The sequence below is a fragment of the Bradyrhizobium sp. genome (assembly GCF_035701725.1).
Classification (GTDB): Bacteria; Pseudomonadota; Alphaproteobacteria; order Rhizobiales; family Xanthobacteraceae; genus Bradyrhizobium.
In genome coordinates this window covers 1-12,631 of record NZ_DASSRP010000019.1, presented here as the reverse complement: position 1 = coordinate 12,631, position 12,631 = coordinate 1, and the positions used below count along the sequence as shown (strand labels likewise).

The 12,631-nt window shown below is 63.4% G+C and carries 9 protein-coding genes and 1 pseudogene; 2 read left to right on the top strand and 8 right to left on the bottom strand.

Features of this window, described 5'->3' with window-relative positions:
• Positions 1 to 581: 581 nt before the first annotated feature.
• Positions 582 to 1,091, bottom strand: coding sequence for a DUF3617 domain-containing protein (locus tag VFL62_RS01030; RefSeq protein ID WP_325170520.1), 510 nt, complete (start codon positions 1,089 to 1,091; stop codon positions 582 to 584).
• Between the two features lie 230 nt (positions 1,092 to 1,321).
• On the opposite strand from VFL62_RS01030, the gene VFL62_RS01025 reads away from it, so the two are divergent.
• Entirely contained in the window at positions 1,322 to 4,603 is a 3,282-nt protein-coding gene (locus tag VFL62_RS01025; protein ID WP_325170519.1) for an efflux RND transporter permease subunit, read from the top strand.
• 335 nt (positions 4,604 to 4,938) lie between these two features.
• Positions 4,939 to 6,402, top strand: a complete 1,464-nt coding sequence (locus VFL62_RS01020) for a cytochrome C (protein WP_325170518.1) — start codon at positions 4,939 to 4,941, stop codon at positions 6,400 to 6,402.
• 31 nt (positions 6,403 to 6,433) lie between these two features.
• On the opposite strand, the gene VFL62_RS01015 is transcribed toward VFL62_RS01020, so the two are convergent.
• The 7 genes and pseudogenes from VFL62_RS01015 to VFL62_RS00985 form a co-directional block, all read right to left on the bottom strand.
• Complete coding sequence (locus tag VFL62_RS01015) at positions 6,434 to 7,462, bottom strand: cobalamin-independent methionine synthase II family protein (protein WP_325170517.1); 1,029 nt, start codon at positions 7,460 to 7,462, stop codon at positions 6,434 to 6,436.
• A 10-nt stretch (positions 7,463 to 7,472) separates the two neighbouring features.
• Positions 7,473 to 8,210: an ABC transporter ATP-binding protein gene (locus tag VFL62_RS01010; RefSeq protein WP_325170516.1), complete on the bottom strand. Its 738-nt coding sequence runs from the start codon at positions 8,208 to 8,210 to the stop codon at positions 7,473 to 7,475.
• A complete protein-coding gene (locus VFL62_RS01005) occupies positions 8,200 to 8,946 on the bottom strand; it encodes an ABC transporter ATP-binding protein (protein WP_325170515.1) in 747 nt (248 codons plus the stop codon). The genes VFL62_RS01010 and VFL62_RS01005 overlap by 11 nt, the downstream gene beginning before the upstream one ends.
• Complete coding sequence (locus tag VFL62_RS01000; protein WP_325170514.1) at positions 8,943 to 9,899, bottom strand: branched-chain amino acid ABC transporter permease; 957 nt, start codon at positions 9,897 to 9,899, stop codon at positions 8,943 to 8,945. The genes VFL62_RS01005 and VFL62_RS01000 overlap by 4 nt, the downstream gene beginning before the upstream one ends.
• Positions 9,896 to 10,774 (bottom strand): branched-chain amino acid ABC transporter permease, encoded by an 879-nt coding sequence (locus tag VFL62_RS00995; RefSeq protein WP_325170513.1) that lies wholly within the window; start codon positions 10,772 to 10,774, stop codon positions 9,896 to 9,898. The genes VFL62_RS01000 and VFL62_RS00995 overlap by 4 nt, the downstream gene beginning before the upstream one ends.
• Positions 10,775 to 10,965: 191 nt before the next feature.
• Positions 10,966 to 12,210 (bottom strand): amino acid ABC transporter substrate-binding protein, encoded by a 1,245-nt coding sequence (locus VFL62_RS00990; protein WP_325170512.1) that lies wholly within the window; start codon positions 12,208 to 12,210, stop codon positions 10,966 to 10,968.
• Positions 12,211 to 12,354: 144 nt separating this feature from the next.
• A pseudogene (locus VFL62_RS00985) lies at positions 12,355 to 12,631 on the bottom strand (hypothetical protein); the annotation flags it as partial.

Genomic DNA, 12,631 nt, shown 5'->3' with positions numbered 1-12,631 from the left:
TCCGGGTTCGCCCTTCGGGCGCCCCGGAATGACGAGCGAAAGCATTCCCGCGGCGCAATCGCCCGGGGTTTGCCGGATTATCGCCCCTCGAAACAGACGAGGGAGCAGGGAATGCCGGGTGCTCGATGCGCACCCGCAGTTCGTGTGTAGAAAAACACACGGTAGTCACCACAGGTTCGCCGAACAGTCCGGCATTCCCTGCGCGATGGTTTTACGGCTTATTCCGCACTCTCCCCGGCGAACGGGCTTGTTTGCCGCCGTCGCCGGCGCAATGCGCGAAGCATTGTCGCCGACTTGATGCCAGCGTCGCGGCATCAGGACCATACGGCTTTGCCGTATGCGGCGAATGTTTCGTCCGGCACGACATTCGCGCCTGACATACGCCGCATCCATCGCATCCCGCAGCCCACGTGTCGTGACGATCGCGAAACGCCCCTCTTCTCAGGCGCGAGACGCGGGCAGTGATGCCAGTGATTTGCCCGACGGCGAAAGCGAAAAATTTTGGCGTGAGGGCGTAGACTTTACGAGAAAATAAAAGTCCACGAACTGATTTGCCCGTCGGGCAAATCAGCCAAAGCGGACTATTTCGCCGGCTGCAACGGATCGGCCCCGAGCGCGCGCTTCTGCAATTGTGGAATGTTGACCTTGACGCCGTTCGCCATGACGACATCGCCCGGCTCTTGACCGGCGGCGCAGGCACCGAGCCATTTCGCTTCCATCGTCATCTTCACCGGCGGCAGCACGCCGCCTTCCGCCGTCACCGTCATGGTGTAGGCACTGTCGAAACTGCCCGACACCACCGCATGCGCATCCGCCGCCTTGCCGCCGATCGTGCAATGCGTATCGATGGTCATTCCACCGTCCGATTTCGTCACCTCACGCGTGGGACAGAGCGGCGCCGAAAACGGGCCGGCGCTGGATTGCAGCATCTGATCGGTCGCCGCATCGATGCACTGCTGCACCGTGACCGCGCGCCCCTGCCCCTCGATCGTGGTCTTCACTTCCCACAGGCCCGGCTTGCGTGCCGGCGCATCTGCGGCGAAGGCAGACGAAGCGAACAATCCGCCGAGCGCTGCGCCTACCAAACGCATGACGCGTAATCTGCTGTTGCCGGGCAAGCTGCGTTTACAGCGATTCATTGGATATGACCTTCCGCATGCAGCTTCCTATCAATATTGCTGGTCAAGACGCAACATTGCTTCTCGATGTGTCCGGCCCCTTGATTTGGGGCGCGCATGTGGCGATATCGTGTGACATCGTGAGGCTTTTGCATCGCCGCGTGGCCGGATAGAAGCTACCGGTAACGACCATCGCGCATGTTATGAACCTCTCCGCCCCCTTCATCCGCCGCCCGGTCGCGACCACGCTGCTATCGCTCGGACTCGTGGTGGCCGGCGCCATCGCGTTTTTCAAGCTGCCGGTCTCGCCGCTGCCGGATGTCGATATCCCGACCATAGCGGTTCAGGCGACGCTGCCCGGCGCCAGCCCCGCCGACGTCGCAAAGACGGTTGCAAGCCCGCTCGAGCGTCATCTCGGCCAGATCGCCAGCGTGACCGAAATGACCTCGTCGAGCACACTGGGCTCCGCGCGTATCACCCTGCAGTTCGAGATCGGCCGTGACATCAACGGCGCCGCGCGCGATGTGCAGGCGGCGATCAATGCGGCGCGGGCCGATCTGCCGACCAACCTGCGAAGCAATCCGACCTACCGGAAATTCAATCCGGCATCCGCGCCGATTCTGATCTATACCCTGACCTCTGACACGCTGACGCCGGCCGAGCTCTACGATGCCGCCTCGACCATACTCGCGCAAAAATTATCGCAGATCGAAGGCGTCGGCGAAGTCGCCGTCAGCGGCGGATCGCTGCCCGCCGTGCGCGTCGAGTTGCTGCCGCCGGCGCTGTTCAAGTACGGCATCGGGCTCGAGGATGTCCGCGCCGCGCTCGCCAGTACCAATGCCCACAGCCCCAAGGGCGGCATCGACGTCAACAACCGGCGCTACCAGCTTTATTCCAACGATCAGGCCAACAAGGCCGAAGATTACAAATCGCTGATCGTGGCCTACCGCAACGGCGCACCGGTGCGCCTGTCCGACGTCGGTGACGTGATCGATTCGGTGGAGAACGTCCGCACGCTTGGCCTCGCCAACGGCAAGCCCGCCGTGATGATGATCGTGTATCGCCAGCCCGGCGCCAACATCATCCAGATGGTCGACCGCGTGAAGGGGCTGATGCCGCAACTGCGCGCCTCGGTGTCGCCGGCCATCGATATCAACCTCGCCGTCGACCGCTCGAAGACGATCCGCGCCTCGCTACGCGACGTCGAGATCACGTTGCTGATCGCCGTGGCGCTGGTGATCCTCGTGGTGTTCGCCTTCCTGCGCAACGCGCGCGCCACGCTGGTGCCGGTCGTGGCGGTCACGGTGTCGCTGGTGGCGACGTTCGCGGTGATGTATCTGCTCGGCTACAGCCTCGACATCTTCTCGCTGATGGCGCTGACGGTAGCGACCGGCTTCGTGGTTGACGATGCCATCGTCGTGCTCGAAAACATCACCCGCCACCTGGATGCCGGCATGGCGCGGATGGAGGCGACCCTGCTTGGCGCCCGCGAGGTCGGCTTCACCGTGCTGTCGATGAGCGTGTCGCTGGTCGCGGTGTTTGTGCCGATCCTGCTGATGGGCGGCCTGGTCGGCCGGCTGTTTCGGGAATTCGCCATGACGATCACGATCGCGATCGCGATCTCGCTGGTGGTATCGATGACGACGACACCGATGATGTGCGCGGTGTTGCTGCGCGCCGATCGCGGCGAGCGGCATGGACGCATCTACCGGCTCAGCGAACGCGTCTTCGATGCGATGCTGAGCGGCTATCGCTGGTCGCTCGGGATCGCGCTGCGCCATCCGCTGTCGGTGATGCTGATCCTGGCGGCGACGCTGTGGCTGAATTTCCATCTCTACCGCGTGGTGCCGAAGGGTTTCGTGCCGCAGCAGGACACGGGTCTTCTGGTCGGCTCGATCCAGGCCGATCAAAGCACCTCGTTTCAGTTGATGCGCGAAAAACTGACGCGCTTCACCGCGATCGTCAAAAGCGATCCCGATGTCGATACCGTCGTCGGCTTCACCGGCGGCGGCGGTCCGGGACCGGGCCAGGCTACCAACACCGGTACGGTGTTCGCTTCGCTCAAGCCGATGGGCGAACGCCATCTGTCGGCGGAACAGGTGATCGAGCGGCTGCGCGGTCAATTGGCGGCGGTGGCCGGCGCCACGCTGTTCCTGCAATCGGTCGGCGACCTCGGCGCCGGAGGGCGCACCGGCAATGCGGCCTATCAATACACCTTGCAGGGCTCGACATCCGAGGAGCTGAGCGAGTGGACTCCAAAGCTGGTCGCCGCCCTGCAATCCGAGCCGGCGCTGACCGACGTCAACAGCGACCAGCAGAACAGGGCGCTACAGTCCAATCTGGTGATCGATCGCGACGCGGCATCGCAGCTCGGCATCACCGTCAGCCAGATCGACAACACGCTTTATGACGCATTCGGGCAGCGGCAGGTCTCGACCATCTATGTCGCCCGCAACCAGTACCACGTGATCATGGAGGTCACGCCAAGCTACTGGCAAAACCCGGAAACGTTGAAGGACGTTTATATCAGCACCACCGGCGGACCCGCGACCGGCTCGCAATCCACCAACGCGGTGGCGGGCACGGTGATTTCGCCTTCGCAGAAGAATTCGCTCAGCGCCATCGTCGGCAATGCGGTTCGAAATCAGGCGACCAATTCGATCGGTGCGGCAGGCCGCGGCGGCTCATCGACCGGAACCGCGGTCTCGACCAGCGCCGAGACCATGATCCCGCTCTCGAGCGTCGCCCACTTCACGCAAAGCGAGACACCGCTGGCGGTGAATCACCAGGATATTCTGGTTGCAACGACGGTATCCTTCAACACGCCGCCGGGAGGTTCGCTGAGTTCGGCGGTGACGGCGATCGAAGACACCATGAAGAAAATCGACATGCCCGCAGACATCAGAGGCGGATTTTCCGGCGCAGCGAAGATCTTTCAGCAATCGCTGGCAAGCGAGCCGTATCTGATCCTGGCGGCCTTCGCGACCATCTATATCTCGCTCGGAATGCTCTATGAGAGCTACATTCATCCGCTCACGATCCTGTCCACCCTGCCCTCGGCCGGCGTCGGCGCGGTGCTGGCGTTGATGCTCTCGCACACCCAGTTCGACATCATCGCGATGATCGGGGTGATCCTGTTGATCGGGATCGTGAAGAAAAACGCGATCATGATGATCGATTTTGCGCTCGACGCCGAGCGTCAGCGCTCGCTGTCGTCGCGCGATGCCATCTTCGAAGCCTGTATCATGCGGTTCCGCCCGATCATGATGACGACGATGGCGGCGCTGTTCGGCGCGGTGCCGCTGATGGTCGGCCTCGGCGAAGGCAGCGAGTTCCGCCAACCGCTCGGCATTGCGATCTTCGGCGGGCTGATCCTGAGCCAGATCCTCACGCTTTACACCACGCCCGTAGTCTATCTCTATCTCGATCGCGCGCGGCTATGGCGCCAGCGGCGGCGGCAACGGCGGCTGGTACCGGGCGAATAGAATTTCGCCATCGCCATCTAACACGTCGAAGACATCGTCGAGCGCGGAGGCGCGCGCAGAACACAAAGTCCCCACGCGTTGCGCACACTTGCTGCGGCCAGCGAGAGAATGTCGGGCATCATTCCGCTCGCGGGGTATCCGGTCGTCGCAATCCATAAATGAACAAGATTAAACGCCGCGCTTCGCCACCTTTCGACGAAGGCCCGCCAGCATTCGCATCGATGCTCCTTGCAATCCTGAGCACGGTGAAGAATCCGCAACTTTCGCCGATGGGGTCTCAGCGACCGCGAGCGTCCACAAGTGACACGCGCTGAATTCTGCGGGGGGAGCATCACATGCCGCGAGAGAATCGTTCTCGGGGCTTCGATTTGGCTTGCCTGCCAAATCGAGCCCTCCTGGTTGCAATTGCAATCTTCGTCCTCGAGCTGATCATTCCGCGGCAAGCGTCCGCACTGCCGAGCTTTGCTCGACAGACCGGGCTCGGTTGCGGCGCGTGCCATACCGAATTTCCGCAACTCACGCCATTCGGCCGGCGCTTCAAGATTCTCGGCTATACGCTCGGCCGGTCGGTGCCGGAGGACAAGCGGGTGCTGGGCTACAATTCGCCTTTTCCGAGCAAGGATCAGGCGCCGTCGGATACATGGCTGCCGCTGTCGGCGCAGGCCATCGCTTCCTTTACGCATACCGCGACAGGCCAGGATACCGCCGGCTCGGCGCCGTATCTGAAGTCCAATGACAATGTCGAGCTACAGACCGCCAGTCTTTTCTACGGCGGCGCCATCACCGATCATATCGGAGCCTTTATCCAGGGCACCTATAACGCGCAGGGGTTTGGCCCGCCCGCGGCGCACCTGTTCACCTGGGATAATCTCGACATACGCTACGCCAACACCTTGGACCTCGGCGGCATGCCGCTGGTCTACGGCGTCACCGTGAACAACAATCCAACCGTGCAGGATCCCTGGAATACGACACCGGCCTGGGGCTATCCGTTCACGACATCCAACCTCGCCAACACGCCGGCTGCGAAGACACTGATCGACCAAACCTTTGCCGCGCAGGTGCTCGGCATCGGCGCCTACTCCTTCATCAACGATCAGCTCTACCTCGAACTCGCCGGCTATCAGACGCTGAACCCAGGCGCACTCAACTCGCTCGGGGTCAATCCGGAGAACACGCTGCCGATCAATGGGGTCGCGCCTTATTTCAGGGCCGCCTTCGAGCAGCAATGGGGCAGGCACTCGCTCGAGTTGGGCACATTCGGCCTGATTGCCGAAACCGGCCTGCCGCTCGCCACTCCGGGCGCCGGCACCAATCGCTTCACCGATATCGGGCTGGACTCGCAATACCAATATCGGGGCGACGGCTACTGGGTGACGCTCCGCTCCACCTATCTGCACGAGAACCAGTCGCTTGGTGCCAGTGTTGCCAATGGCCTCGCCGCCAATCTCAACAACACCCTGAACACCTTCCGCACCCAGGCCTCGTTGAGCTACGGCACCGACGGCAAGGTCATCCTGACCGGCGGCTATTTTAATACCTGGGGCAGCTCCGATGCCATCCTTTACGGCGGCAACCGCACATTCAGCCCCAACAGCGACGGCTTCATCGGCGAAATCGCCTACCAGTTCTTCGGCAAGAACAACGCCCCAAAACTGTGGCCGTGGTTCAATGCGCGCGTCGGCCTGCAGTATATCGCCTACAACAAGTTCAATGGCGCGAGCACGAACTTCGACGGCAATGGGACCAATGCCCGCGACAACAACACCCTGCTGCTCTATCTCTGGACGACGTTCTGATGCGCGCCGTACCTCACTCGGCAACGTCGCGTTAGGACAGTTCCGCGCGCACCATCGCCGCGCCGTCGGCAAGCGCCTTGAGCTTGGCAAAGGCGAGTTCGCGGGAGAGATACTTCATGCCACAATCCGGCGCCGGCACCAGGCGTTGCGGCGGCAGATATTTTAGCGCGGCGCGAATGCGGCTCGCCACGACGTCGGGCGTTTCGGCATTCGGATCGGCGAGATCGATCACGCCGAGCATGATCGTCTTCGACGACAGCTCCTTCAGGACGCCGAGATCGAGTTTGGGCTGCGCCGCCTCGATCGAGATCTGATCCGCCTTGCAGGCGCCGAGTTCGCCGAGAAACGAATAGCCCACCGGCTTCTCGCCCTTGACCACGGCGGCATAGCCGAAACAGAGATGGATCACGGTCGTGACTTTGAGTCCTTCGAGCGCGCGATCGATCGCCTTGATCGCGATACGCTTGGCGGCTTGCGGATCCTGGCGCAGCCACGGCTCGTCGAGCTGGATCACATCCGCGCCGGCCGTTTCGAGATCGCGCGCTTCGGCATTCACCGCGGCGGCGAAATCCATCACCATCTCGTCGTCGTCCTTGTAATACTCGTTGACCGCCTGCCGGCTCATCGTGAATGGCCCCGGCAGCGTGATTTTCGCCACCCGCTCGGTGTTGCGGCGCAGGAATTCCATATCGCGGGTCTCGACCGCGCGCGTGCGCCTGACCGGTCCGACCACGCGCGGCACGGGTGTGGGAAGCCCGGCCTTGGACATCACTTGCGCCGGCCTGGCGGTCGAAACGCCGTCCAGCGCGGTCGCAAAACGGTTGGAATAGCTCTCGCGGCGCATCTCGCCGTCGGTGATGATGTCGATGCCCGCGCGCTCCATGTCGCGGATCGCAAGCAGCGTCGCGTCGTCCTGGGCCTGTTCGAGCCAGGGCTCGGCGACGCGCCAGAGGTCAAGCCGCACCCGCGCCACGCCCTTCGACAGCATCTGGCGGTCGACCAGCCAGTCCGGCTGCGGATAGCTGCCGACAACCGTGGTGGGCAGAAGTTTTGCCGTCATGGATACTCCGTTATTGGATGCTGCCGCCGAGATAAAGCCGCTTGACGATGTCGTTGCCATGCAACGCGTCGACATCGGCGGCGACCACGATCTCGCCATGCACGATGATATAGCCGCGGTCGGCGATGCGCACCGCCTGATTGAAATTCTGCTCGGCCATCAGGACCGTCAGGTCGAAGCGCTCGCCGAGTTCACCGATCTTGGTGATCATCTGCGACACCAAAAGCGGCGACAGCCCGACCGACGGCTCGTCGATCAACAGCAGCCGCGGCGAGGACATCAGCGCGCGCGCAATCGCCAGCATCTGCTGCTGCCCGCCCGACATGGTGCCGGCGAGCTGGTTGGCGCGTTCCTTCAGCACCGGGAAGGTCTCGTAGGCGAGCGCAAGGTTGCGGGCGATGTCGCGGCGCGCCGCGCGGCGGAACGCCCCCAGCATCAGATTTTCCGACACCGTCAGGCGCGGAAACAGCCGCCTGCCTTCCGGCACCAGCGCCACGCCGAGATCGACGATGGCCTCCGGCGACAGCTTGCCGAGATCGTGGGCGGTGCCGTCGAGGTTGAGCGAAACGCTGCCGCGCCATGGCCGCACCAGGCCCATGACGCACTTCATCAACGTGCTCTTGCCGTTGCCGTTGGTGCCGAGAAGCGCCACGGTCTCGCCGGTCGCAACCTCAAGCGAGACTCCGCGCAGCGCTTTCACTGCGCCGTAGCCGGCATCGAGATCGCGGATCGAAAGGCTAAGTGCCAAGATAGGCCTCCTGCACCCGCGCATTCGCCATCACCTCGGCCGGCTTGCCGATCGCGATGATCCGGCCGGCCTCAAGGCACATGATGCGCTCCGAGAAGCGCATCACCGCCTGCATGATGTGCTCGATCATGATGATGGTGATGGATTCGCCGGCGAGCTTGAGCAAGAGATCGAGCACCTCGTCGACCTCCGAACCCGACAGGCCCGCCATCGCCTCGTCCGAGATCAAAAGCTTCGGCCGCGTCGCCATCGCCCGCGCCAGCTCCATCTTGCGCAATTCGACCTGGCTGAGGCCGGTCACCCGCGCGTTCGCCTTTGCGGCCAACCCCATCTCCCGCAGGATCGCCATCGCGCGGTCGCGATGGTCGTCAGCCGACAGGCTGAGATGGCCGCTGGTGAAATCGACGGCGACCATCAGGTTCTCGATCACGGTCATGCTGCGGAACGGACGCGGAATCTGGAAGCTGCGCGCAATGCCGCGCCGGGTGCGCACATGCGGCGGCAGGCGGGTGATGTCCTCGCCATTGAAGACCACGGTGGACGGCTCGGTGCGGAACGCGCCGGAGATGCAGTTGATCAGCGTGGTCTTGCCCGAGCCGTTGGGACCGATCAGGCCGAAACGTTCGCCGGGCCTGATATCGACACTGACGCTGTCGAGCGCGGTGAAGCCGCCGAAGCGCTTGGTCAGCGCCTCGATCTTGAGCAGAGGAGATTCAGTAGCCGCCGCGGTCGTCATGGCTTGACCTCCGCGCGACGGCGCCTGCGGAACAGACCGATGATGCCCTCGGGCGCGCCGACCACGAACAGCACCAGCATCACCCCGAGCACCAGCACGTTGACTTCGGAGGAAATGGTGACGGCGAGAAGCTGCTGGGTGACGCCGAGCAGGATCGCGCCGATCACCGGCCCGATCCAATGCGCGGTGCCGCCGATCAACGCCATCGCCAGCACCGAGACCGAATAGTTGAGATTGAAGGCCGAGCCCGGATCGGCATATTGCAGATACATCGCGGCCGGCGCGCCGGCCGCGCACATCAGCGCACCGGAGATCACGCAGGCCGTCATCTTCAGTCGCAAGGTCGGCACGCCGGTGCACTCGGCGGCGAGTTCGTCATCCCGCAGCGCCTGCAGGCCGCGGCCGATCCAGGAGTTCTGGATATAGCGCGCGATCGCGATCGCGATCACCACGAGCGATGCCTGAACGAACACCAGCATCTGCACGTAGCTCGGGAACGGCGCCGTGACCGGCGGCCGCTGGATCTGGATGCCGGCGGCACCGCCGAGGAAGCGCCAGTTGGTGACGGTGGTCTCGATCACGATGGTCAGCGCAATCGTCGCAATCGAAAAGAAAATGCCCTGCATGCGCAGCGTCAACAGGCCGACGGCGAAGCCGAGCAGCGCGCCCACCACAGCCGCCGCCGCGATCTGCACCAATAGCGGCGCGCCGAGTGCCTTGAACAGGAGAACGGCGGTGTAGACGCCGACGCCAAAGAAGGCGCTGGTGCCGAAATTCACGTAGCCGGCATAGCCGCCGAGAATGCTCCAGGCGACCGACAGCACGATGAACTGCAGGATCACATAGCCGGCGAAGAACCAGTACTCGTTGCCGACGAGTTGCGTCGCGAGCAGAACGAGCGCGAGAAAGGCCAGCGCCGCGCCCCAGAAAGCGAGCGAATTGCGCTTCATCATCGCCGCCCCAACAGTCCTTGCGGCCGCACCGCGAGCACGCCGAGCAGCAAGGCAAAGGAAATCGCCGGCGCCCAGGACGCGCCGAACATGGTCAGCACGATGGTTTCGGCAATGCCAAGAATGATGGCGGCGATCAGCGTGCCCGTCATGCTGCCGAGCCCGGCCATCACGACGACGCAGAAGGTGCGTCCGATATAGGCGCGGTCGAGCGTCGGATCGACCGGCGCGACGATGATGAGCAGCGCACCGGCGACCCCGAGCACCGCGGTTGCGATCCCGAACGCCCACTGCTTGATGCGGACGGGATTGGCGCCCATCAGCCGCACCGCCTCCTCATCCTGCGCCACCGCGCGGATCGCGCGTCCCATGAAGGTGCGCGAGAGGTATGCGGCCAACAGCACCGTCAATCCGGTCGCGACCGCAAACGCCACCATCAGGCGCAAGGGAATGCGCATGTCGCCGAAGCGCCAGGACTTGCCGATGTAAGACGCCGTGACCGAACGCTGGTCGACACCGAAATGCAGGATGATCAGAACCTCGATGATGAAGGCAACGCCGAAGAAAAATGCGATGCCGCGCACGGCAGCATCGCTGCCGCGGCGTTCGAAGGTCTCGTAGTAGAGGCGGTAGGCCGCGAGCCCGAACACGAACAGCAAGGGCGTGATCAGAAGCCCCGCCACCAGCGGGTCGATCTCATAGCTGTCGTTGAGGAAATAGACCGCGTAGGAGGCCAGCACCAGGAAAGCCGGATGCGCCACATGCGGCACATCGAGCAGACCGAAGGAAACCGATAGCCCGATGCTGACGGCTGCGTAGAAACAGCCGAGCAGCACGCCGGTTACGACTGCCTCGAGCAGCAGGTCCAACGAAAACAAATTCAGGCTCCCCTCGCCCGTGTCAGTCGCGTCATAGCCGGGCACAGCCGTTTGAAAGAACGGCGTCGCTTCGCTCGCCTATGCCCGGCCATCCATCTCTTTCTTGCACACCCGCCGCTAGAGCGTGGATGCCCGGGTCAAGCCCGGGCATGACGGTGATGATCTGTCGCGCAGCACTTCAAAGTCAGAACTTACTTCCGTGCCGCCTCGAACGGCGTGATCAGTTCGCCGGACTTCAGACTAGCCGGAAACAGGATCACCTGTTTGCCCGGCTTTCTGAACTGATCCATGTTCTTGTCCACGATGCCCTGGAACTGCGCCTGCAGTGTCGCGGTCTCCTTGCGTTCGCCGTCGGCCGAAAATGCAATCGGACCGACGATGGTCTTGACCTCGTTCTCGTGCAGATATTTCGCGATTGCCTTCTGATCGAGCGAGCCCGTCGCCTTCACCGCGGCCTCAATGAGCTGGCCCGAGGCATAGCCGAACGGTGCGAGATAATAGCCGAGCGGATCGACCTTGGCCTCGATCGCGCGCTTGGTATAGGTGTCGAAGAACGCCTTGGTGCCGTCAAAGTACATGCTGGGTTCGGGCAGCCAGGTGTTGAAGTTGACGACGCCGTTGAGCAGCGAGCCCATGTTTTCCATCACCGGCCCGAATTGCAGGCCGACCATGCCGCCGCCGAACAGCTTGACGTTGTCACCGATCCCGATTTCGTTGATGGCGCGCAGGATACCGGCCGAGTCCGGCGGGTAGGACGCGACGTAGACGATGTCGGGCTTGGCTGCTTTCAGCGCCCGGATGATGCCGGAGAACTCCACCGTGTTCGGTGGATAGGCCTGGTCGTACACGATCGGCATACTGCGTTTCTTGGCGACCTCGCGCGCGGTGGTGGCGAGGTTTTGTGCGAACTCCTGGTCGGCAGTGAGCAGCGCCACGGTCTTGCCGCCGGCCTTCTGGCCGATGTCGAGAAACGCCGAGGCCCAGGCATCGGCCGGCCCCCAGGGGGCGTTGTTGAACCACATGTCATGGCCGACCTTGCTGTTCACCTGGAACGAGAAGTTGCCGATCAGCACCATGCCGCGCTGCTTGACCAGCGGCATGATCGGCGCGGTCGGCACCGTCGCATAGGGCGCGAACAACAGATCGACCTTGTCGATGTCGAGCAGCTTCGAGTAGATCGCCGGCGTCTCGGCGGCGCTCGACTTGTCGTCGTAGACGACCAGTTCGACCTTGCGGCCGAGCAGGCCGCCCTTGGCATTGATGTCGTCACGCCAGATCTCGTGACCGAGCAGTGCGGCCTTGCCGCCGCCGGCGAGCCCGCCGGTCTGCGCCATCGACAGGCCGATCTTGATCGGTGGCTGCTGGGCGCGCGCGCCTGGAATCAGTGCGAGACCCGCGGTCGTGACCGCTGCGCCAAGAAGCGTTCTGCGTTTCATCGTTTCTCCCCTATCCTCTTTTGTCTTTTCGATTTGCCGCAGATTCTGGCGTCCGCGGGCAACATCAAGGTGTCATCCAGGGTTTAAGGCCGCGACACGGCCCGCCACAACAAGACTCTAGTACGGCGAGGCGGCCCGATCGCGTCAAGCGGGCTGCTTCAGGATTGCGGCCGGATCGGCGCCGACGCGTCCGCCAAGCCGATCGGCTTCGGTCTCGCGCGACAGCCGCATGTCGAAGCGGATGCTCGGCAGGTCCGGAATCGGACATTCCGGGTCCTTGGGATTGATATCGACCGCCAGATCGCCGGAGGAGCCGAACACGACGTCGTCGGCCAGATGCGGATCGGTGCGCAGATAAAGCGCCGTGACGAGTTCGCGATAACCGGGAGCGGCGACCAGGAAGTGAATATGCGCCGGCCGC

What these genes read in the sequence shown, in the direction of transcription:
- VFL62_RS01030 (WP_325170520.1), bottom strand. Translation starts at nt 1,091, where the DNA reads ATGCGTTTGGTAGGCGCAGCGCTCGGCGGATTGTTCGCTTCGTCTGCC.
- VFL62_RS01025 (WP_325170519.1), top strand. Translation starts at nt 1,322, where the DNA reads ATGAACCTCTCCGCCCCCTTCATCCGCCGCCCGGTCGCGACCACGCTG.
- VFL62_RS01020 (WP_325170518.1), top strand. Translation starts at nt 4,939, where the DNA reads ATGCCGCGAGAGAATCGTTCTCGGGGCTTCGATTTGGCTTGCCTGCCA.
- VFL62_RS01015 (WP_325170517.1), bottom strand. Translation starts at nt 7,462, where the DNA reads ATGACGGCAAAACTTCTGCCCACCACGGTTGTCGGCAGCTATCCGCAG.
- VFL62_RS01005 (WP_325170515.1), bottom strand. Translation starts at nt 8,946, where the DNA reads ATGACGACCGCGGCGGCTACTGAATCTCCTCTGCTCAAGATCGAGGCG.
- VFL62_RS01000 (WP_325170514.1), bottom strand. Translation starts at nt 9,899, where the DNA reads ATGATGAAGCGCAATTCGCTCGCTTTCTGGGGCGCGGCGCTGGCCTTT.
- VFL62_RS00990 (WP_325170512.1), bottom strand. Translation starts at nt 12,210, where the DNA reads ATGAAACGCAGAACGCTTCTTGGCGCAGCGGTCACGACCGCGGGTCTC.